The 22473-nt window shown below is 44.6% G+C and carries 15 protein-coding genes and 1 pseudogene; 9 read left to right on the top strand and 7 right to left on the bottom strand.

Translation table 11 applies throughout. The annotated features are described in order from the left end of the window. The first annotated feature begins 140 nt into the window (after window positions 1-140). Window positions 141-1223: a hypothetical protein gene (locus tag RID53_RS01690; RefSeq protein ID WP_446386480.1), complete on the top strand. Its 1083-nt coding sequence runs from the start codon at window positions 141-143 to the stop codon at window positions 1221-1223. A 227-nt stretch (window positions 1224-1450) separates the two neighbouring features. After that, entirely contained in the window at window positions 1451-1900 is a 450-nt protein-coding gene (gene ndk / locus RID53_RS01685) for a nucleoside-diphosphate kinase (protein WP_446386471.1), read from the top strand. 334 nt (window positions 1901-2234) lie between these two features. Here the strand turns inward: ndk and RID53_RS01680 are convergent, their stop codons facing one another. Beyond that, window positions 2235-2537 carry a hypothetical protein gene (locus tag RID53_RS01680; RefSeq protein ID WP_446386470.1) on the bottom strand — a complete coding sequence of 101 codons (303 nt, stop codon included), beginning with the start codon at window positions 2535-2537 and terminating at the stop codon, window positions 2235-2237. A gap of 651 nt (window positions 2538-3188) precedes the next feature. Between RID53_RS01680 and RID53_RS01675 the strand changes: the two genes are divergently transcribed. The 4 genes from RID53_RS01675 to RID53_RS01660 all read left to right on the top strand — a co-directional run bounded on the left by RID53_RS01675 (window position 3189) and on the right by RID53_RS01660 (window position 10643). After that, window positions 3189-4073, top strand: a complete 885-nt coding sequence (locus RID53_RS01675; RefSeq protein WP_446386469.1) for a hypothetical protein — start codon at window positions 3189-3191, stop codon at window positions 4071-4073. Window positions 4074-4316: 243 nt separating this feature from the next. Continuing rightward, window positions 4317-7331, top strand: a complete 3015-nt coding sequence (locus RID53_RS01670) for a CHAT domain-containing protein (protein WP_446386468.1) — start codon at window positions 4317-4319, stop codon at window positions 7329-7331. 188 nt (window positions 7332-7519) lie between these two features. Beyond that, on the top strand, window positions 7520-9985 hold the full coding sequence (locus RID53_RS01665; RefSeq protein WP_446386467.1) for a CHASE2 domain-containing protein: 2466 nt from the start codon (window positions 7520-7522) through the stop codon (window positions 9983-9985). Further along, window positions 9972-10643, top strand: a complete 672-nt coding sequence (locus tag RID53_RS01660) for a hypothetical protein (RefSeq protein ID WP_446386466.1) — start codon at window positions 9972-9974, stop codon at window positions 10641-10643. Before RID53_RS01665 ends, RID53_RS01660 begins: the two co-directional genes overlap by 14 nt. A gap of 14 nt (window positions 10644-10657) precedes the next feature. Here RID53_RS01660 and RID53_RS01655 read toward each other — a convergent pair whose 3' ends face one another. From RID53_RS01655 to RID53_RS01645, 3 genes are all read right to left on the bottom strand, one after another. Next, window positions 10658-11551 carry a vitamin K epoxide reductase family protein gene (locus RID53_RS01655; protein ID WP_446386465.1) on the bottom strand — a complete coding sequence of 298 codons (894 nt, stop codon included), beginning with the start codon at window positions 11549-11551 and terminating at the stop codon, window positions 10658-10660. A gap of 26 nt (window positions 11552-11577) precedes the next feature. Then, entirely contained in the window at window positions 11578-12348 is a 771-nt protein-coding gene (locus RID53_RS01650; RefSeq protein WP_446374406.1) for a peptidase, read from the bottom strand. A 393-nt stretch (window positions 12349-12741) separates the two neighbouring features. Continuing rightward, complete coding sequence (locus tag RID53_RS01645; RefSeq protein ID WP_446386464.1) at window positions 12742-13479, bottom strand: DUF4230 domain-containing protein; 738 nt, start codon at window positions 13477-13479, stop codon at window positions 12742-12744. Between the two features lie 211 nt (window positions 13480-13690). On the opposite strand from RID53_RS01645, the gene RID53_RS01640 reads away from it, so the two are divergent. Further along, window positions 13691-14716, top strand: coding sequence for a hypothetical protein (locus RID53_RS01640; protein WP_446386463.1), 1026 nt, complete (start codon window positions 13691-13693; stop codon window positions 14714-14716). A 194-nt stretch (window positions 14717-14910) separates the two neighbouring features. Here RID53_RS01640 and RID53_RS01635 read toward each other — a convergent pair whose 3' ends face one another. From RID53_RS01635 to RID53_RS01625, 3 genes are all read right to left on the bottom strand, one after another. Beyond that, on the bottom strand, window positions 14911-15360 hold the full coding sequence (locus RID53_RS01635) for an REP-associated tyrosine transposase (RefSeq protein ID WP_446386462.1): 450 nt from the start codon (window positions 15358-15360) through the stop codon (window positions 14911-14913). A gap of 459 nt (window positions 15361-15819) precedes the next feature. Then, window positions 15820-16659, bottom strand: a complete 840-nt coding sequence (locus RID53_RS01630; protein ID WP_446386461.1) for an SWIM zinc finger family protein — start codon at window positions 16657-16659, stop codon at window positions 15820-15822. Between the two features lie 80 nt (window positions 16660-16739). Beyond that, window positions 16740-19925, bottom strand: coding sequence for a DEAD/DEAH box helicase (locus tag RID53_RS01625; RefSeq protein ID WP_446386460.1), 3186 nt, complete (start codon window positions 19923-19925; stop codon window positions 16740-16742). 563 nt (window positions 19926-20488) lie between these two features. Here RID53_RS01625 and RID53_RS01620 point away from each other — a divergent pair. Together RID53_RS01620 and RID53_RS01615 are read left to right on the top strand one after the other, a co-directional pair. Continuing rightward, window positions 20489-21838: a leucine-rich repeat domain-containing protein gene (locus RID53_RS01620; protein ID WP_446386459.1), complete on the top strand. Its 1350-nt coding sequence runs from the start codon at window positions 20489-20491 to the stop codon at window positions 21836-21838. Window positions 21839-22239: 401 nt separating this feature from the next. Further along, window positions 22240-22473, top strand: a pseudogene (locus RID53_RS01615) (leucine-rich repeat domain-containing protein); the annotation flags it as partial.

The raw sequence follows: 22473 nt of genomic DNA, 5'->3' as shown, positions 1-22473 counted from the left end.
GTTTTACCGATAACGTTTTGGACAAAACCGATAAGGTAACTAAACCCGCCCTGACCCAACCGTTAACACGAATGGCATTTGACCATTTCTCAGCAAAGAGCAACGATTATCCATCACGATTCAGAATATACGAGGTAAGAATTATGGCAAGCAAACCCAATAGCAAAAATACCAAAGCTGAAATCCTCGAATCCTATGAAGAATTATGGAAAGAGCGGAAAGAGTTAGAAGGTAAACTAAAACAACTTCAGAAAGAGGTCAAAAATAACGGCGCATCCAAAAATGGTCAGCAATCCGGAATTGTAAGTAAAAAGCTGTCTGCCGCTTCTGATAAAATGACAGCAACAATGGATTGTTTGGTTGAGTTGCAAGTTGGATTTGGGGGTGCGGTGAGTGAGTTATCGGAAAAACTCACAACTGAAGCGGCAAGTTTACAAGAATTGCGCCAAGCGGTTGCCGAAGAAACCCAACAGCTTGAAGCCTTATATGATTTAGACGACATTGAAGAAGATACGCTGGATGAGTTAATTGAAACTTACGAAGAAAACTCCAAAGCCTTTGAAGCCGAACTGAGTCAACAGCGAGAAGCGTGCGAGCAAGAAATCCAGGACTTGCGCCAAGCTTGGCAAAAAGAGCAAACTGAACATCAACAGGCGATTAAAGAACGGAATGAAGACTATGAAAAGAGTCGGAAACGGGACGAACAAGAGTATAAGTATGATTTAGAATTACGTCGTAATTTAGATCAGGATACTTATGATCAGCAGCAGAAAACCCTGTACAAAGAACTAGAAGAAGCCCATCAAGCGCAACAACAGCAATGGGAGGAACGAGAAAAGGCGATCGCCCAACAGGAGAAGACGTTTGATGAGTTAAAATCTAAGGTAGACGCCTTTGACCAAGAGAAGGAAGCGGCGGTGAAGAAAGCCAAAGAACAAGGAAAGGCGATCGCGAATAATCAAGTTAAAGTTAAGGCAGATTTACAACAGTTAGAAATCGACGGACAAAAGCGCTTCTATAACCTACGAATTGAATCGCTGCAAGAAACCATTGAAAACCAGGAATCCCGCATTGAAAATCTCTCCAAACAACTGGATGCGGCGCTGAAACAGGTGCAGGATTTAGCAGTTAAGGCAATTGAAGGAACCTCAAATTCCAATTCTTATCAGGCGCTGAAAGAAATTGCCTTAGAACAGGCTAAAGGGCAAACCAAGACCAAGTAAACAAACGGGTAATACCATATCGGAATTTGTAGAGACGTTCCATGGAACGTCTCTCGCCTTGCTAAAACATGATACCAAATCTACCTTTGTAACCCCCTTTATACCTTGAGTCCTGTTGCCCATTGCCTATTGCCCATTGCCTAGCGCGTAGCGCTATATTGGGCAATGGACACGAATATGGTCTAATCTGGGTTTGGCAATTTGTAAAAAATGTTGAGGAGAGAAACTTGGAGCGGACATTTTTGATGATTAAGCCAGATGGCGTTCAGCGTAATCTGGTGGGTGAAATTATCCAACGGCTGGAAACAAAAGGCTTTACCCTGGTGGGACTTAAGCTGATGAGTGTTAGCCGGGAACTGGCTGAACAACATTATGCGGTTCACAAAGACAAGGGGTTTTTTGCTGGACTGATTGAATTTATCACCTCTGGTCCCGTTGTGGCAATGGTTTGGGAAGGGGAGGGAATTATCGCCTCCGCCCGGAAAATCATTGGTGCAACCAATCCCCTCAGCGCTGAACCGGGAACGATTCGGGGTGATTTTGGCGTTACCGTTGGTCGCAATCTGATTCATGGTTCCGATGGAGCAGATACGGCTAAAGAGGAAATTAAACTCTGGTTTAAGGATGAAGAACTGGTAAGCTGGCAACCAACCATCAATCCTTGGATTTACGAGTAAGGATTTGATCCGTTTATTGTTTTTCGGGGTACGATAAACCAACAATAACGGTAATAGGACTTACGCACAGTTCCATGTAGGGTGGGCATTGCCCACCTTATCAATTAAACGTTATTGTCAATAATAGGGAAATTCTTGTAGATGGATCAGGGTTTGCCTATCAGGGATTGGTTTAATGATTGTTATTTGTCTGATGGGTCAGGATTAGGGTAGAGACATTTCCTGGAATCTGTCTAAGCTGTCATGCATTTAAATTGGGTATTAGTAGCGAGCAAGATGCTCGCACTACAAGGATTTCACCATTATTGACATTAAGGTTTAAATGCCGAACAGCTTATAGGGTTGATTGGCGAGACGGGAAAGTGACAGGTGTCTGCCAATCAACGGGGGGTGAGGGTTGGCTGAAGGATATGGCTAACACCATACCCGAAAGAATTAAGAACGTGAGCCAGGATTTGCGGCGTTGGCGTTCATCGGATGGTGTCTCTTCATCCATGAGCCAATTCCACAGTAGAAAGCAAAGACTGACGCCGGGTTCCAGGTTGGATTTGAACAACCAGCCGATGAGATTAGGAATTAGGAATTCGGCTAATAGCCAGAGTTTCTTTTTCCAGGTTTTTGATGTTGGGGATTTCATGGCTTGACCTCGTTAATTTTGGGGTTATGAGGTCTAGTGTGGCGACGGGAAAAATAGATTGAAAACTGGAAGTAGGTAGTTAGAAAAAGTTATTTGATTGATTGGTGTGGTGATAATTTGCAGTTAATTGTCTGCAAATAGGTGTAAATGGTTTATAAATAGAGGGAAATAATCGGAAATAGCTGAAAATAGTAGCTTTTATTTTTTAGGGTATTTCTACTGACAATTTACATCGGTTTTGCTACGTTAAATGGAGGGGCGCAAGGCTTGCTATCTAGGTTAAGTTAAGCCAGCCCTCACCCTCAGCCCCTCTCCCAAGCTTGGGAGAGGGGAGCAAGAGGGGAGCAAGAGGGGAGCAAGAGGGGAGCAAGAGGGAAACAAAAAGGGAGCAAGTAGCTAACTTTTCACGGTATGTGACACAAGGAAAGGAGGTAAGTTTTGACCCTTTGCTTCGTTCAAGGAAACCTGGTTTTGAGTGAGAGATTGTGTAGGGGCGGGTTTCACTACTATCTTTTGGGTTGCATCCAGATGTGGCTAAACCCGCCCCGATTCAGGTTTCTAGACTTCTCCTAAAAAGTTAGGCGCTGAAAGAAGACGGTAGGGGGATAGAGAGGATGAGGGTTAAAATATCGAAAACTTAGGGTTAACAATATGAATTACAATCAAAACTTTCTGGACGATATCAACCAGCAGTTGTTTCCACAAAATTTTACCGATAAACATCTCAGAGAACACATCTTCTTTCCGCTGCGGTTTCAGCGTCGCGAGTCTCAGCCGTCTCATCTGGAAATCGCTAAACAAATGAGTCAGACAGAACCGTTACAGGGGGTTAATTGTCAAACCTCAATTAATACAACCGTACAAAATGTAATTCGGCGGCTGGTGGAGGTGTGTGGTGAGGAAATGGCAAAGGATGGCGTGAATACAGCGCCGTTAATTCAGCGACAACGGGGTAAAAAGGGCGCGTGGGAGGTGGTTTATCAGTGGTTGTGGGAGGATAAGTTCCCGCGATGGCAATTGGATTGGATTTGGCAGGGGTTGGTGAAGCAGGCGAATTCTCCAGCAGATTGGATTCGATTTACTCCGGTTAATCCGGGGGATAAAAAATTAGTGGTTCCTGTGGGGAAGACGCGAGAACAACCTGTGATTGGGGTAAATATTCCCTCGATGATGCATATTGATTTAGAGTGTGATGCGGGACATTTATTATTACTGAATCGCGGCGGTGAGAGTCAGTATGTAATGTGTCCATCAGCCGCGTTTGCGCCAAAGAATCGACTCACGGGAGAAACAATTCTTGTGCCTCAGCTTGGGGCGATGTGTGAACAGGATAAAATTAAGTTTGATAGTCTGGGAAAAGAAGAGTTTCTGGGGATTGTGGTGAATCGCTGGTTAGAGTTTCCCTGGTTAGATGTGAATGAGGAGGAACCTGCGCCGATTTGGGATACGGAACGGTTGCATCAATTGTGGGTTAATTTGGAAGGTGAGGAAAATTGGCGGGGGTTTTATCAGGCGTTTGAGGTGGTGGAGGTGTAGATACTTCTTTAACCTTTTTGACAAATGAGAATTCAATTTCTCTTACCTTGAAAATGAGGCTGAAATATAGTGAGGTTAAGCAACGTATGCAAAGCCTTCTTGTACTCTAGAGGAAAACCTGAAGGGTAGAGTAACCCACTCAGTATTTTAATTTGTTGGGTTTCGCTATCGCTCTACCCAACCTACTTTAACTGTTCAATCTTTGGTTTATGTAAATGTTCTGAATGCCGAGGAGAAACACCCATGGACGAACAACGAATGACTGCCTATATTAATTTGATTGAATCCCTGTTAACTTGTCCCGATGGGGAAGAAGTATCATTATTGCAGGCGAACGCCGAATTAGTGGATCAGGAGTTTGTGCAGATAATGGTAGTAGTTGCGGCGCAAATGGCTGAGGCGGGAAATGAGAATGCCGCGAATTGGTTACTAAAGTTAGCGGCAAAATTAGCGGAAATGTTGGGAATTTCTTCAACCTCTCCCCCTGCCCCTCTCCTGCAAGGAAAGGGGGGAAATACTCCCCACTTCTCTAGTAATGAAGGGGAGTTGGGAGGGTTGGGTTCAACCTCGGTAACACCTGAAGACTATCTCGATTTCTTGATGTCTGTATTGCAGGCAGTCGCAACTGACAACAGTCCTCAGTCAATCTACCCTCTGCTACAGAATAATCTGGATAAGCTGGATGATAACTTTGCCCAGATATTAACAGCAGGGGCAAGGAAAACCTTAGCTGACATTGAACCAGACGCTGCCAATTTTATCGCTGCGACTATTTTTGATTTCAGTAATTTGATGCAAGAGTTTCCTTTAGGAAATATCGCCAGCAACAAAGAAATTGCGATTGCTGGCTATCAAGCCGTTGCTACCGTTTTTACCCAGTCAGACTTTCCCCAACAATGGGCAATGACTCAAAACAATCTGGCGGCTGCCTACCGTAATAGAATACGCGGGGATAGGGCAGAGAATTTAGAAGCCGCGATCGCACATTATCATAACGCTTTACTTGTCCGTACCCAGTCAGACTTTCCCCAACAATGGGCAGGTACTCAAAACAATCTGGCGGCTGCCTACAATAATAGAATACGGGGGGATAGGGCAGAGAATTTAGAAGCGGCGATCGCACATTATGATAACGCTTTACTTGTGCTTACCCAGTCAGACTTTCCCCAAGATTGGGCAATGACTCAAAACAATCTGGCGATTGCCTACTCATATAGAATACGGGGGGATAGGGCAGAGAATTTAGAAGCGGCGATCGCCCATTATCATCACGCTTTACTTGTCTATACTCCTAATAACTTCCCAATTGATTGCTTGCAAACTAGCCGTAATTTAGGCAACCTCGCCTGGGATAATCACGATTTTAACTTGGCGATTCAAAGCTACGAACTAGCTATCAAAGCCGTAGAACAAAGTCGCAACTGGGTGATAGATGAAGAACGCCGCCAAGAAATTCTCACGGAGTCAATTTATGTCTATGAAAGAATCATCCAAGCTTATCTGAATACTGGTGAAATTGCCAAAGCTTTAGAATATACCGAACGTTTCCGTTGTCAACGCTTAGTCGAATTGATGGCAAGTGATATCCTTAACCCAGGGGGAGAAATTACGCCAGAAGTCCAAGAATTGTTAATCGACTATGAGGAACTGCACCAGCGGATTAATGCCCTACGGTTTAGTTCTCAAACAGAAGCGACGCCAGCATTAACCAGGAGTCGTCGATTGCCCGATGGGGAAGCATTAACCGCCAACCAAGCAGAAATTCAGAGATTAGAGGAACAAAAACAACAGGTTTGGAAACAACTACGCCGTTATGATCCGGTATTAGCGGGACAAATTCAGGTGGAACATCTGAATTTAGACCAGATGCAGGAGTTAATCCCAAATGATACTACTGCTTTGCTGAGTTTCTATACCACCCAAGAAGATACTCATATTTTTATCCTGCTTAAGGATAAGAATCCACAAGTTTATACCTGCCAAGGACAGGGGATTAAAACATTCCAGAATTGGATAGGTAAAAACTGGTTTATTCCCTATTATATTGGCTCAAATTCAGAATGGCGAGAAAACATGGGTTTATTTCTCAAAGAACTTGCCCAGCGTTTGCAGTTAAAGGATTTGATTGATCAGTATCTCACCGGAATTGAGGAATTAATTATTGTGCCTCATTTGCGTTTACATCAAATGCCTTTTGCTGCATTACCGATTGATGGGATAGAGATGTTCCACCGGGATGAGACGTTCCACCAGGATGAGACGTTCCACCGGGATGAGACGTTCCACCGGAACGTCTCTACGAGGATAGGAAATGAGGGAAAAACACGGAGAAATGGAGAAACACGGGGGTTAGTGATTGGCAAAAAATTTCAACCCAAAGTAACCGTAACTCCCACCACCTATTTAGGCGATTTATTCCGAATTCGCATTGTACCAAGCTGCCAAATTCTCTACTATTGCCAGCAACGCCCACCAATCCAAAATCAGCCGACAATGGGTATTGTTGAAGATGCCACAGAAGACTTACTTTTCAGCCGCTACGAATGCGAAACCCTAGCCCAATCCTACGGCGTTTCTGCTGACAAACGCCTGCAAGGGCGCAAGGCGACAGTAACCGAATACCAAACCTTAGCCTCACAGGTGCAAGTTCTCCACTCTAGCCATCATGCCACATCGAATCCTGCACAACCTCTAAACTCTTATTTAGTATTAGGGGATGGTTCTCTAACCTTGAGTCAACTCATCAGCCCCGGTTGGCGAATGCCCAATTTATCCGATGTCTTTGCCTGCTGCTGTGAGGTCAATTTTAGTGTTAACGAACTGACCGATGATTTACTCAGTTTAGCTACCGGATTTCTCTGTGCTGGAGCCAGGAGTGTGGTGAGTACGCAGTGGTCGGTAGAGGACTTAGCCAGCGCCCTGTTAGCGATTTTTTACTACAATTTTCGTCAGGCGGGGATGAGCCGTTCTCAGGCGTTACAGCAGGGGCAGATTAAATTGCGGAATTTAACTGGAGAGGAGTTTGCCAGGAATTATCAAGGGGAGATGGGCAAGTCGTTGCAACAGCAGTATGATCAGGCGGTGACTCGGCGGAATCATGCAAAAGTTAAAGGTGATGTGGCTGAGTGTCAGAAGTGGCAGGAATTAGCGGATAAGATTCAGGTACAGCAGCAGCGTTTGCAGTCGTTGGCAAAGGAGAAACAGCCTTTTTCTCATCCCTATTATTGGGCTGGTTTTGTCTCTCAGGGATTGGCTTGAGAATGGTCATTGGTCATTGGTCATTGGTCATTGGTCATTGGTCATTGGTCATTGGTCATTGGTCATTGGTTATAATTAGGGTCTGCTGAATACTTGGGGCTTTTTTTGTCCAAAGTCCAACTTTATGGCTGAGAGATAAAATCAAGACACGAGGCATTTTGGTTGCCAATTGGCGATTCTCATCGACTATGACTCCCAACCGTTTTGTGTTCCATCTCAAAGTTCAGCGCGTCGAACAGGCTTGTCTGTTTGAGTTGTCCTGGGGACGAGGACAACAAATTGGTGTGACTGTACCCTATCCAGAAACCCTAACCACACTGTATCAGGAGTGGAGTTCAGTCTATCTGAGTTTCTATAAGCAAGCGCTGCGAGGGCGGGTGTCTCAGATGGGGAACTTGAGGAAACCCCCTGTCGATTGGCACGCTAAACTGGTTCAAGCTGAGGCAAAATTACTCTACGAGTTTCATCAATGGTTGCGGCGAGGGGAGTTGTTTGAACTTCGTTCTCGTATCGTTCAGGCGGTTCGAGATCAGGGGATACAAGACACTACGCCGATTATTGAAATTTTTATTACCTGTAATCCCCTAGAACTTGCCCGATTACCCTGGGAAGCTTGGGAAATTGGGACGGAGTTTGCGGTACAGGGTCAAATTCATATCCTGCGAACCCCTCTAACCATTCAAGGCACCACTGTCACACCCAGGCGGCGGCGACGGGCGCGGGTTTTGGTGATTTGGGGAGATGATACCGGATTAAATTTTAATGCGGATCAAGAGGCGGTGCGATCGCTCTCTGGAATGGCTGAGGTTGTGTTTGTCGGTTGGCAACCGGGACAGGACACTGAATCATTAAAAACGGAAATTGTCAAGCAAATCACCGATACACAAGGCTGGGATATCTTATTTTTCGCAGGTCATAGTAATGAAACCATCTTAACCGGAGGAGAGTTTGCGATCGCGCCCGGAGTGTCTCTGAATTTCAGTGAAATCGTCACCCCTCTGAAAATCGCCAAGGAACGCGGCTTACAGTTTGCCCTGTTTAACTCCTGTAATGGACTCAGTTTAGCCAATTCCCTGATTGATTTGGGCTTTCCTCAGGTGGCGGTGATGCGAGAACCGATTCACAACCAAGTCGCCCAAGAATTCCTGGTGCAGTTTCTGCAACGGTTAGCCCAGTTTCATGATGTGCAAGACTCTCTGCGGGAAGCCTGTCAGTATCTCAAGTTAGAAAAGCATCTCACCTATCCTAGCGCCTATCTAGTTCCCTCCCTATTTCGCCATCCTGACGCGCCCCCCTTTCGCTTAGAACCCACAGGCTGGAAGCAACGGATAAAACGTTGGTTACCGACGAAACCTGAAGCGATCGCACTTTTGGTTCTCATGTTTCTTAGTTTACGCCCTGGGGTGCAAGATTTTCTACTGGAACGGCGGGTTTGGATGCAGTCGGTTTACCGGAACATTACTGAACAGCTTCCTACAGAGAAATCTCCCCCTGTTCTCTTAGTGCATATTGATCGCGAGTCTCTCATCCACGCTAATATTGATGCGCGACGAATTAATCCTATTGACCGCACCTATTTAGCCCGTCTTATTGATCAGCTTACCGCCTTAGATGCCAAAGTGATTGGCTTAGATTATCTCCTGGATAGTCCCACCGATGAAGATGAGGTTCTGGCGCAGTCTATTCAGCAATCCATTGATAAAAAACAAACCTGGTTAGTCTTTGCTTCGGCAAAAACTGGGAACGAAGAACTAGGAATCATTGATAGTCTCGCCCACCCTAATTGGAGTTTAGAGGCTTATATTAATGCGCCGCTTTGGTATACCAAACTTCTCTCCCCTAATGCCAATTGTGCCGATAGTTGTTCCTTTGCTTATTTATTAGCCCTCGCCCACGCCGCTAATCAAACCCCTAATCCAAATTTACCCCAACCGCAGCGATTAACCGAGACGGATTCATCGGCAGATTTCCGCACCCGATTCATTCACTATTTAGACAACAATCCTGCACCCAATTCCCTCACGGAATTTTTGCATCCGTTGCGTCTTCCTGCAATTACGAACCCATCGCGAAATTTTCAACAACTTTGGTTATATCCAATTATTGATTTTTCCATTCCCCCCGATTATGCGTATCAAACAATTGCCGCTTGGGAGTTACTAGAAAATACCGATAATGCACCAACAGCGGCACAATTAAACCAGCAAGTTGTCCTGATTGCGGCGGGCGGATATGACCAAGCTGGGGTAACCGATGGAGGGAGTGATAACTTTCCCATTCCTATGGCTGTAGACTATTGGCGATCGCAAAATCCGCACCTGAATTATCCCCCTGTATATACAGGGGGTGAATCTCATGCCTATACCATGCACCATTTATTAAGCCAGCGATTAGTAATTCCCATACCAGATTTATGGATGGTTGGTATTGCAGCATTTCTCGGTAAAGGAATGGTATTACTCATCAGTGAACGCCGACAAATTCGGACAGGACAAGGGTTACTACTATTAACCAGTGCCACCGCTATTTATGGAATCATTAGCTTACAGGTTTATATTTCCGCCGCCCTATTGGTTCCCTTGGTTTTACCATCGGTTACAATTTGGATTTACGCACTACCTATTTTTTGGAGACGATTGAATGGTGAATCTTAACAGAATACAGTGTTTATTTCTGACAACTTGTCTCGTTTTATCTTCAGCAAAGCTGGCGCTAACCGCCCCTATTCATCCTGATGTATCCTGGAGAACCATTCGCCGTGACTTGTTAAATCGCCAGGAAGATCCGCCCTTAGGCTCACGACCTGTTGAACTTTGCCTAATTACACCAGAATACCATAGAAATTCAGCTACACTTTGGCATAATCGCCCCGTATTTGTTTGGCAAGGAAAAATCGGTGGAATTGGCATTCGTCAGGCAAATAGTGAGCAGATGATTTGGCGTCAACCCATTGCAGCCAGTGAGACAGAAAGCGTGAATCGTGTAAGTTATACAGGAGATCCATTAGAACCTGGTCAAACCTACCACTGGGTCATTTTTGATCAGGCAGACGATAGCCAACCTATACGATTTATACCCTTTACCGTCCTCAATGGCAAACAGCGCGATCGCATTCGGGTGCGATTGATTATTTTAGCCGCACAATTGAAGGAAAAAGGGGCAACGACTGAAGAAATGGCATTAGAACGAGCCAATTATTTTAGCAAACAGCAACTTTGGTCAGATGCGCTGCAAGAAGTCTATCGGGTAGATAATCCCTCTGCTGAACTTCGGGATATAATCGGGGAACTTTCCACTCAATTGTGTTCATAAGTTCCGTGAACAGATTAATAAGGAAACTCGTACTTAAACGCCTCTGAACCCTGATAACCCGAAATATCTGCCAATCGTTCTAAGGGTTGCACCCCGGAATAAAACTGTCCCTTAATTTCCCAGGTGGGAACCCCTTTAATATTGGCAGCTTTACAGCGTTCGGGTTGGGCATTCTTGCCACGAGGATGGCATTCTATGTAATCAATTTGATTAAATGCCGCTTGACCAAAAAGTTGTTTTTGTTCGTGACAATGAGGGCAAGTAAATGCACCATACATCTTTGCCCCTACAGTGTCCAAATGACGTGCTAACCTGAGTTCAGCCGCACCGGAGATATGGGTAATGGGTGGACTGGATTCTCCTGTATTAGCGCTAGCGCTAGGAACCTGAGTATAGACTCCCACTATCCCCGTGAACGTCAGCAAACCAACCGCCAATCCTGTCAGCGTAACTTGCTTAATATCTTGCCAATCATGACCGATGGTAGTCCACAGAAATAGGATTAAGGACAACAGCGCCGAGGCGATGCAGTAGGGACAAATTCCCTTGACAATAAACAGCATCACGACCATCAGATAGCCGCTACTCACCAGCATACAGGTGGTAATTGCCAGCATAACTAGCCAACTGGATTGCACCCACTCGGATGACAAGGATTTAATCGCTAAGGGTGCTAGGGAAACCCCTAACAAAGTGGTATAGCCAAGAAACCCAAATAGGGGGAGAGGGAGTCCAAAAACCTGGGCGTAAGGACTTTCTAGCACCGCCTGACAGCCATGAGTGGGACAAATCTCCCCTGCTTTTCCTAACCATTCAACCACGGTGAGAAATGCCGTCTCCAGCATTCCCAAAACCGCGATCGCTCCAATCCAATATCGGTTTGTTAGTTGTCCTTTGTCATTCGTCATTTGTCATTTGTCAGGGAATGGGGAATTTAATCAATCAGAATATCTTCTTGTTGATTATCCTCTACTGGATGCTGCCATTCAATATTCGGCATGGATTCAAATGCCCGTCGTAACGAATCTTCCCACAATTTGCGAATCTTTGCCAGATAGGGATCACCTAAGCGCAGTTGCAGTTTCTGGCGAGCCATAAATGTGCCAGCTTCATACATGACCAAGTTAATCGGAGGTCCGACTGAAATATTCGATTTCATGGTTGAATCGATAGACAGCAGAGCGCACTTGGCAACCGCCTCTAGGGGCATATCATAAGTGAGAGTTCGGTCGAGAATGGGTTTGCCATACTTGGTTTCGCCAATTTGCAAAAATGGCGTTTCCAGTGTGGCTTGAATAAAATTCCCTTGAGTGTAAATCAGATAGAGTTGTGGTGCTTCGCCGCGAATTTGACCCCCGACTAACAAACTACAGTTAAAATCAATGCGATCGCGTTCTAACCAAGGGCGGTCTTGATCTTGAATTTGCCGCAGTTTGCTGCCAATATAACGAGTCACTTCATACATATTCGGGAGGGAATGGATGTTCAGTTCTTCCTGACTTTGTAGATCCCGATGCAACCGATTGATCACCCCTTGGGTAATCGAAAGGTTTCCCGATGTACATATAACAATCGCTCGTTCTCCTGGCAGGGAAAAATCAAAAAGCTTATTGTAAGTAGAAATATAGTCTACCCCGGCATTGGTGCGAGAGTCTGCCGCTAAGACTATACCAAAACGGTTAATAATGCCCAGACAGTAAGTCATTGTCAAATTACGTCCTCATGAATTCGACTGGGAACCCCATGCAACAAAGGGGGTTTACCCGCATTCGCCAATTGATGGCATGGCGTAGACTGCTTTTGCCTGGACTGGATTAGCGAATTGTCCCTTTGGTAAGGTTTTATACTACTCCTACGCATCTTCATTGGTATATTTACAAGTCCTCTAATTCCAGCGTAATCCTCCTGAGGGACTTCTGGAACAAAAAATTGGTCATTCGTCATTCGTCTTATGTCTTATGTCAAGTCGGGGCGGGTTTAGTTAAATCTGGATGTAACCAAAAAGATAGTAGTGAAACCCGCCCCTACAAAATCTCCCTGATCTGACACCTATCTCCCAGACGTGCCATGGCACGTCTCTACATTGCTCCCTATCTCCTCAATTACCAGGCTGAGAGGCTAACGCCGCCGACTGACAAGTACCTGGTACAGGGGATTGAGTATTTACCTCCACCTGTTTATATCCGGCTGTCGTCAACAACTGACTCACAACCAGTTCGGCGCGTTCGTTGGCTTTGTCTAATACCCCTTGCTCACAGGCATTGAAGACAATTTTTTTCAACGTCTCTTGTTGCGCCAACATCTGCAACTGGGGTGCTGTATCGGGACCTAATCCCAAGAATCCGCGATCGTAGTCATACACCTGAGACCGATTCACGTCAATTTTGCTATCTAAAATTTTGGGGGGTGGCAGTTGAAGTTGCAGCGTATCATTGACAGTTTGCACATTTTCTGGTTTGAGTTCTGCCAAATCGACACCAGCTCGCACCTCACCATAAGCAATATAAAGGAGTGTGGTTTCCGCGATCGGATACCCTGCCAATGTCCGAGCTTGACGAGTCGGAACTACTGCCTCCATCGTAAACACCGCCGTGGTTAAGTCGCTAGCCTCCCGCACTTGCTGGACAATCAAGGAGCGCACGTCAACTTCGGGTGCGGGTTGAGGGGTGCTAAATAGGGTTGTCACTTGTCCCAAAAAACGAGACCCGGTGCGCCATAACCCAATGCCAAAAATCAGGGCGATAACTACTGTAGCGCCTGTCGTCATCATCATCAGGTTTCTGAGTATCCCTAACTTATGGGGACTAATCTGATATTTGTCAAATGGATTATTCATCGCACTGCTCCTTCAACCGGGCTGTCTGGGTGTCTCTAAGTATAAGATTAGCGCTTTGGCAGAAGAACGTAGCCCCTACAATTAGATAAAGGCAGGTTGTGTTGAACAATTATTGGCGGGTAAGCTAGCGTTAATGTCTAAACCCACCCCTACAATTGATTCTAAAACCACGCCTACGATTGACTTCTTTAGCTAAACAAGGGTTGTCGCCATGGGTTTCAGATTCATTAAACCAGTTCAACGAGTCCTACTGAGTACAGCGTTACTTTCTCTGGGATTCTGGAGTTCCCCGGTATACGCTCAAGCCTCTGATGCTCAAGTTTCAGCGCTTGTGGAAGCCCTGCGACTAGCCGCACCGCAAACGGGAAGGGCAGATGATGGACTCTATAGCGACTGGCAAATTAAACCAGGTAACATTCCCCGCTGGTCAAAGCAATGTATTGGACGAGAACTTTCACCGACCGATTTTGAAGCGAGTCCGGTTACAGCGCGGGCTATCTTGGTTTGCGTGATGCGGGATGTGTTGAATGAGCAGTTTCGTGCCAGTAATAATAATGAGTCGGTGGCAATACAACGAGCAGCCGCTTGGTGGATGACTGGGGATGGGAGTCAATATAATAGCATTCCTGAAAACTCTTACACCTACACTTACATTCAGAATGTGCTGAAAAATTACCAACAGCAACGCCGCAATCCCCAGACGCAACAATCTGCAACTCCTGCTCAACCCACCCCGACTCCCTCGGCGGCAAAACCAGCATCATCCTCTCCACCGACGGAAAGTCAATCGTCAGCCGCCTCTCAGCCTCAAGCCGCCGCCCGTTCCTCAGCCAATAACGCGATTTCTGATACAAAAGTCGCTGCTTTAGTGGAAGCATTACGACGCGCCGCACCGCAAACGGGAATCGAAAATGATGGACTTTACAGTGATTGGCAAATTAAACCAGAAAATATTCCTCGTTGGTCTAATCAATGTATTGGAGAGGAACTAACACCCGCCGATTTTGCAGCGAGTCCGGCGACTGCCCGTACTATTTTAGTTTGTGTGATGGGAGATGTATTTAATGAACAGTATGAGGCGAGTGGTAACAATGAGACAGTAGCGGTACAGCGAGCGGCGGCTTGGTGGATGACGGGTGATCCCCAGCAATATAATCAGGGTTCCACGGCGGATTATACTCAACGAGTTTTAAATTTTTATCGGCAATCTTTTTTGAAGTTATTCCCCCATTTGTAAGTAATAAGTTGTTTGGTGCTCTAGCGACCAAGATGGTCGCACTACCCATAAGGATTTCGCAATGCTTGACAATAAAGTTTAAATGCCGAACAGCTTAAGGCGCGATCGCCTTCCCAGCTACAATACACATGAAATGATTCGATGTTACTTACGAACTCTAATTGTTAGGTAGCGAGCAAGATGCTCGCACTCCTTCAAAATATCTCCCAAAAGAAAGGATAATCCTCCGGAGTTTTTGACAATCCTGCCTTAACCGGATTTTGTCTAATATACTCCCATGACTGCTCGAATTCCTTTTCATCCCTCATCAGCTTATCATATCTTCCATCTTGCCAAACTTTCCCAATATGTTTCATGACTTTGGGAATTTGTTTGGCGCTATAACTTTTGATACTATGCAAAATACTGCCAATTGACCAAAACTCTGTTTCAGTTTTGAGGAAAGGTTGAATCAGTAGATGTACGTGGTCTGGCATAATAACCCCAGTAAATATCTGATATCGTTGATTGTGGAAGAATTGGCAAGCCTCTAGCACAACCTGTCGAGCGTTTGGGGTTAGTTCTAGTCGTTCCCAGGTCACAAAAGTAATGAAGTATCTGCCTTTTGCTATTTCTAATCGGTGGATTGGTTTTTTGAATTTCATTGTATTTCCCTGTTGTTATATTAGCCCGTAGTGCGAGCGTCTCGCTCGCTATGGAAATATAGGATTCTCGTTCGCTATGGGAATATAGGATTCTCGCTCGCTATGGGAATATAAGATTCTCGTTCGCTATGGGAATATAGGATAAATATGATTTAAATTTTTATTATAACGGGATTAAAAGCTGTCACGCATTTAAATTTGGAATGATATCAATTTCGTTTGTATACTCATCCTAATATCACGTATTTAAATTGTGAATAAAACCTTACACTTTTACCTAAAAAGCAGCATCTCCCTCATCTCCTTCATCTCCCCCATCTTCCCCTAACCAATTATTCAGCAGACCCTACTTAGCGAGCAAGATGCTCGCACTACAACAACAACGAACAATAACTGGAATTTCGTGAATTTCGCAACGGACTTTTGCCGCAAACAAGTCTACCGAAAGCACCCCTTTTTTCAAAAGCTCTCTTTATTTTTAGTCCGCACTCGCTGATACACTTGTTCCATTGCCTCAATAAACGAACTATCCTTGTGCCAAAAGGGAGGAATATCTCCGGCTTTTTTAATCAAAATGGCGGGAATATTTGTAGTTGCATCCACCTCTACCCTTGAGGGTAATCGTTTCTCTCCTAACCAGAACTCCTTCTGATTCACAGATGACGGGGGTGGCATTTTTCCGGGCTGGGTATAGTAAGATTGGGCAGGTTCTATGGTGGCTTCTTGATCCTGTAAGGCTTGGGATAACACTTGACCTAGGGGGGATTTAGCCAGTTCTTGCTGTAGCTTTTCTGGTGATAAACCTCTGAGTTCAAAGAGTAAAAATGGGTTGGCGTCTAATTCGTTGGCGACTAAGTAATACACCCCGGCGATATGTTTACAGGGATTTGACCAGTCGGGACAAGAACAATGAGTATTAAAGTCAGAACGGCTTTTGGGTAACAATTGAAGGTTGACATCAGCAAATGCTTCTTCAATATTATCTGGCATCTCATTCATGAGTAGTTTAGAAACGAAACTTGCCTTAGATGACAAATTCGCGATCGCCTTTGACCAAGATGCTGCTGAAATTGGTTTTATTTCAATGGTTGTGGTGTATAAGGGTTCTTTATAAACGCCAAAATAGGGATTAATTGAACCCCTAACTTTTGCGGTTATTTGACCTTGAATAATTTGATACTCTTTAATCTTTCCCCCACTGGCATAAGAACGCCCCCGTCCCAGTCTACCTGAGTCGGTAAAGGATTCTAAGGCATCAATAAAGCGTTTGCCCCACCAGGTTCGGCTGAATCTAGACATTCGGCATAACTCCTCAATTTAATAGCACTTGTAGGGTTGACATTGCCCACCAAAATTTACTCAAATTCCCAATCCTCACTTTATAAAATAGCGGTTTTATTCAAAGCAATCAACTGTTTAAATCGTTCATTATCTAACTCCGTTAACCACGACTCATCCGCCCCGACAATCGTCCCCGACAATTTTTTCTTCTCTTCAATCATCTGGTCAATCCGTTCTTCTAACGTGCCTAATGCCACGAACTTATGCACAAAAACATTCTTCTTTTGACCAATCCGAAAGGCGCGGTCAGTGGCTTGATCTTCGACGGCGGGGTTCCACCAACGGTCAAAATGAAAAACGTGATTGGCTTTGGTTAAAGTGATGCCGACTCCTCCAGCTTTCAGGGATAAAATAAACGCCGAGGGTTCAGTATCAGGGTCTTGAAAGGCAGTAATCATTTGCTCTCGTTTTGCCCGACTGATGCCGCCATGAATATAATAGGTGTTGTAATGCAAGGTCTGTTTGAGGTAGTTGGTTAGGGCGCTACCAATATCTGTAAATTGGGTGAAAATCAGCAAACTTTCCCCTTCCGCATTCACTTCTTCAATCATTTCGATCAGGCGTTCTAATTTATGCGATCGCGTGGGCGAGAATTCACTGTTATCTTGGAGAAACTGGGCGGGATGATTACAAACTTGTTTCAGTTTCAGTAGGGTTGACAAAATTAAGCCTTTGCGGTTTATTCCTTCAGCCTCTTCCAGTTTTGCCTCCACATCTTTGACCACGGCTTCATACAAGGAGGCTTGTTCTTGGGTTAGCTGACAATACTGTTTGTGTTCAAGTTTATCGGGTAAGTCTTTAATAATCTGTTTGTCTGTCTTCACCCGTCGTAGAATCAACGGTTGAACTAACTGCTTTAACACCGTTGATTGTCGGCGGTTATTGTCTTTTTGAATCGGAAGTTCAAAAGCTTTGCGAAACTGGGCTTGTTTGCCTAAATAGCCCGGATTGAGGAAGTTGAAGATTGACCAAAGGTCTAATAAACGGTTTTCTATCGGCGTTCCGGTTAACGCCACCCGATGAGGGGCGGGTAATTTGAGAATGGCTTTGGTTTGGGCGGCTTTGGGATTTTTAATGTTTTGGGCTTCGTCGAGAACTAAACGGTGCCAGGTGACACGTTTAAGCAGTTTTTCGTCTTTGCGGGCGAGGGTAAATGAGGTAATGATGACATCAAGGGTTTGGCTAGCTGATTTAAACTCCTTTTCGGTTTTAATTCGGTTACTCCCATGATGGACTAAAGTCCGCAAATGCGGGGCAAATTTTTCAATCTCTTTTTGCCAATTCCCCACCACCGAAGTTGGCGCAATTAACAAGGTAGGGGCTACCGAAGATTCGGTTTCGCGTTCCTTGACTAACTGGGCAATAATCTGAATCGATTTACCCAAGCCCATATCATCCGCCAGACAACCATTGAGTCCCAATTGTTCTAAATATTGCAGCCACGACACACCGCGTTTTTGATACTCCCTTAAGGTTCCTTTTAATTGAGCAGGATTGTCAATCGGTTCCAGGCGGCTGGGGTTATTCAAGCACGCCATCATTTGACCTAAGATAGCATCATGTTCGACTTCTATCTCTGTATCCGCTTCGCTGGTTTTCTTGAGCAACTCCAGCAGTGTCATTTCCGCTGTTTCTTCCTGGTGGGATTGCCAAAAGTCCAGCATTTGCTGCATCTTAGTTTTATCCAGTTCAATCCACTGACCTCGAAACTGGACTAAAGGCGTTTTTGCCGCCACTAACTGTTGCCATTCCTGGGGGGTGACGACTTGACCGCCGATGGAGAGTTGGTAGTGATATTGAATAATGGTATCTAGATTAAAATAACCCTTACTCGCCGCTTTTGTAGATTGAGAGGTTTTCGGGGAAGCCTTGAGGCGTAGCTTGGCACGTTGACGCCCGGAGGGAGTCCACCAGGCGGGAACAATGACTTTATATCCGGCATCTTCTAGCACCCAGGCTTGTTCTTTGAGAAAGGTGAACGCCTCTTCTAAGGTAAGGTTTAATCCCGTCGGTTGGTCGGTTTCTAAGCCGCGCCAAATTTGCGGGTAAATCCGGGCAGCATAACCGAGATTAAGGAGTAATGTTTTCTCGAACTCTTGACCAAATTGTTGATAAACGGTGGCTTTCTTTTTTTTAGTTAGAGTCCAATAGTCGGCAACGGCTAGTTTTAGAGAGGGGTCTTTTTTAGATGCGACGATAAACTGAATCTGCCAGGAGTTTTGGGACTCCTCCGCTGGGTCTTCTAATTGAAAACAAAGATGGAATGTTGAGGTATCAGATCCTCCCTTAATCTGTTGTTTCCAACTTGACCATTGTTTATAGAGGTCTAAGGCGGGTTCAGGGGCTTGTGCTAGAGGAGTTTGTGAGGAATAGAGGCAATCGGTAATCAGAGAATGATTAATTCTTTTATCCAAGACAGCCGGGATTGGTGTATTGGTGACAATCTCCGTCAGCAAGCATTCAGAAAAATGGCGGAGTAAGGTTTCTTTGTCGTAAAATTCGATAGGTTCGGGGGGACTAGCGTGACCGGATACACAGGCAAGGGGCATATAGTCTTGATAATAGTCAATCGTCTCTTCATAGTGATCCGATATAATTTGCCAAGCTGGATAAAGTTCAAATAACTGAGTTTTGGCGCTGCGTTTCCGTTTGCTTTTGGGTGGCGGAATTTCTCTGTATTTAAGGGCTGGAATATATTGGTCTTTGAGGATAATCTGTTTAAAGGACTGGGTGTAGTGATACCAAAACAGTAAATCAGACCCCAGTTGCAGTTCGGCGGGATTGTAGAGGGCAATAAAATGCAGGTCATTTAAGCATTTAATCACGGGGGCGATTGCGCCAGATTTACGTCCAGATGTTTGGTAAACTGGGCTAATCTGGTAACAATCAATTGTCCAGATATGCCACTCCACGGATTCTGGCAATTCAATTTCCAGATAGCGGCTTAATTCCGGTGACGGAAGCGGTTGCCCTTGAGTGGTGGGCAGAATAAAGTATTGGGGAGTAATCTGATCCTGAATCAGGCTAGATGAGGTTGGGGAAACGCCGAGTTCATTGACCAGAAGGTTGACTAAATCGGCTTGGGTTAATTGAGCCGGATGAGTATTACTTTGGGCAGTTTTCTGGGGAGAAGGGGTATCCGTTTCCACCCACAGATAAAACGCGCCCGTTTGGATGAATGCGTCAGAGGGTTGAGGAATCCAGGTGCCATGGAGAATTTTCATGACGAGATGCTGATTAGGTTAGGTTGAAGCGTAACGGTTGAGGGAATCATACCAAATTGGGAGGCGTATTATCAATCAACAGAAATCCCTCACCCCCAGCCCCTCTCCCACTCTGGGGAGAGGGGAGAAAGAAGGGTTTTATATTAAGAATACAAAAAACCTGTTTCAATCCGATCAATCAGAAGTCACCTAAGTTGAATGTCACTGACTTAAGCGGGGTTCGTAGTAGGCACGAAGCGTGCCAGAAGTGAAGACAGCGCTGACTACAAACTCTAAAGTCAGTGCTACTAACCTTAAGGAATTAAAGTGAACGATAGAGAGTGTCATTTGTTCTTTGTAAGGGTTTGAGGTCTATTGACAAAACTCAAGACAGTCCGATTAGTGAGTAGCGAGCAAGATGCAAAGCCTGCGGCATGGCTTCGCTAAACGCACTACCATGATTTCGCTATTCTTGATATTATTCACAGAGAGGCTCCTAGAGAGTGGCTCTGTAGACTCCCCTAGAAGTCGAATTAATGGGAAATCAATTTTAAATTGTTTGTTGTCTTCAATATATTAAGTTAATGAAATGGATTAGTGGGATCACCCTCTTCTTAAGTATCTGGGGATGGGGATGTGAAATGACTCAAGCGGCTGAACCCAGGCTGGGCAGTCCGTTTAAACAGTGGTGTCTATGGCGTGAGAGCTTGTCAGATGAGGCTCAAAAAACAGTGGAGGTGCTGTTGGAAAAAGCAGGTACAAGCGATTGTGAACAAGCCTCAGTTGAACTGTCGAGTCGCACTGAGCTTAACCTCTACGGTAACCACATAAAGGATGTAAGTCCTCTCTCTGGATTTACCAATCTGACTGAGCTTAATCTCTACGTTAACCAAATAAAAGATGTAAGTTCTCTCTCTGGACTTACCAATCTGACTGAGCTTAACCTCTACGGTAACCAAATAAAAGATGTTAATCCTCTCTCTGGACTTACCAATCTGACTGAGCTTAACTTCGGCGAAAACCAAATAAAAGATGTAAGTTCTCTCTCTGGACTTACCAATCTGACTGAGCTTAACCTCTTTGCTAACCAAGTAAAAGATATCAGTCCTCTATCTAGGCTTACCAATCTGACTGAGCTTAACCTCGGCGACAACCAAATAGAAGATGTAAGTTCTCTATCGAGGCTTACCAAGCTGACTGAGCTTAACCTCTACGGTAACGAAATAAAAGAGGTAAGTTCTCTCTCTGGACTTACCAATCTGACTGTACTTAACCTCTTCTCCAACCAAATAAAAGATGTCAGTTCTCTTTCTGGACTTACCAATCTGAGGAAACTTTTACTCGACAGAAACCAAATAAAAGATGTCAGTCCTCTCTCTGGACTTACTAATCTGAATAGCCTTTCCCTAAGCGGTAATGAAATAAAAGATGTAAGTTCTCTTTCTGGACTTACCAATCTGACTGAGCTTTTCCTCCGGAGTAACGAAATAAAAGAGGTAAGTTCTCTCTCTGGACTTACCAATCTGAATAGCCTTTCCCTAAGCGACAACCAAATAAAAGATGTCAGTCCTCTATCTAGGCTTACCAATCTGACTGAGCTTGCTCTCTGGAGTAACGAAATAAAAGAGGTAAGTTCTCTCTCTGGACTTACCAATCTGAATAGGCTTTCCCTAAACGACAACCAAATAAAAAATGTCAGTCCTCTATCTAGACTTATCAATTTGAATAGCCTTTACCTAAGCGAAAACCAAATAAAAGATGTAAGTTCTCTCTCTAGACTTATCAATCTAAATAGGCTTCAACTCGACGAAAACCAAATAAAAGATATCAGTCCTCTGTCTAGACTTACTTATCTGACTAGGCTTTCCCTTAAAGACAATCCTATAACACAGCCAATTTGCCCAGTCAGTCCTCCAAGTGTTTGCAATTTCTGATCGTAGCCGCGAATTATGCTACTGGCGTGGTACACCTTATTTGATGAATTAAATTAGGCTTGTAGGAGAAAACATTAGCTCTATGTTTTGTTGGTTTTGCTGTCGTCAATTCAACCTACAATTTATTTCAAAATTTTAGCTATACCACGCCACTAATTCGGCTAGAGTTATTATGATTAATTACCCGCAAAAAAGTTATACTATCCATTTATTGAAAACAGAATAATTGAATTTTGGACAATAATGAGCTATTCACCTCAGAGCTTGACCCCTATAAAACCAAGGGTGTATAATTTCTTCACAGAGAGGCTCGCTAGAGAGTGGCTCTGTAGACTTCCCTAGAAGTCGAATTAATGGGAAATCAATTTTAAATTGTTTGTTGTCTTCAATATATTAAGTTAATGAAATGGATTAGTGGGATCACCCTCTTCTTAAGTATCTGGGGGTGGGGGTGTGAAATGACTCAAGCGGCTGAACCCAGGCTGGGCAGTCCGTTTAAACAGTGGTGTCTATGGCGTGAGAGCTTGTCAGATGAGGCTCAAAAAACAGTGGAGGTGCTGTTGGAAAAAGCAGGTACAAGTGATTGTGAACAAGCCTCAGTTGAACTATCGAGTCGCACTGAGCTTTCCCTAAAC

It is taken from the genome of Coleofasciculus sp. B1-GNL1-01, from assembly GCF_040220235.1.
GTDB lineage: Bacteria > Cyanobacteriota > Cyanobacteriia > Cyanobacteriales > Coleofasciculaceae > Coleofasciculus.
The sequence above is the reverse complement of the archived record's forward strand: the minus strand, read 5'-3'. Positions and strand labels throughout refer to the sequence as shown.

Coding starts and splice junctions, on each gene's coding strand:
- RID53_RS01680 (WP_446386470.1), bottom strand. CDS start 2,537: ATGAAATCCCCAACATCAAAAACCTGGAAAAAGAAACTCTGGCTATTA.
- RID53_RS01675 (WP_446386469.1), top strand. CDS start 3,189: ATGAATTACAATCAAAACTTTCTGGACGATATCAACCAGCAGTTGTTT.
- RID53_RS01670 (WP_446386468.1), top strand. CDS start 4,317: ATGGACGAACAACGAATGACTGCCTATATTAATTTGATTGAATCCCTG.
- RID53_RS01665 (WP_446386467.1), top strand. CDS start 7,520: ATGACTCCCAACCGTTTTGTGTTCCATCTCAAAGTTCAGCGCGTCGAA.
- RID53_RS01660 (WP_446386466.1), top strand. CDS start 9,972: ATGGTGAATCTTAACAGAATACAGTGTTTATTTCTGACAACTTGTCTC.
- RID53_RS01655 (WP_446386465.1), bottom strand. CDS start 11,551: ATGACGAATGACAAAGGACAACTAACAAACCGATATTGGATTGGAGCG.
- RID53_RS01650 (WP_446374406.1), bottom strand. CDS start 12,348: ATGACTTACTGTCTGGGCATTATTAACCGTTTTGGTATAGTCTTAGCG.
- RID53_RS01645 (WP_446386464.1), bottom strand. CDS start 13,479: ATGAATAATCCATTTGACAAATATCAGATTAGTCCCCATAAGTTAGGG.
- RID53_RS01640 (WP_446386463.1), top strand. CDS start 13,691: ATGGGTTTCAGATTCATTAAACCAGTTCAACGAGTCCTACTGAGTACA.
- RID53_RS01635 (WP_446386462.1), bottom strand. CDS start 15,360: ATGAAATTCAAAAAACCAATCCACCGATTAGAAATAGCAAAAGGCAGA.
- RID53_RS01630 (WP_446386461.1), bottom strand. CDS start 16,659: ATGTCTAGATTCAGCCGAACCTGGTGGGGCAAACGCTTTATTGATGCC.
- RID53_RS01625 (WP_446386460.1), bottom strand. CDS start 19,925: ATGAAAATTCTCCATGGCACCTGGATTCCTCAACCCTCTGACGCATTC.
- RID53_RS01620 (WP_446386459.1), top strand. CDS start 20,489: ATGAAATGGATTAGTGGGATCACCCTCTTCTTAAGTATCTGGGGATGG.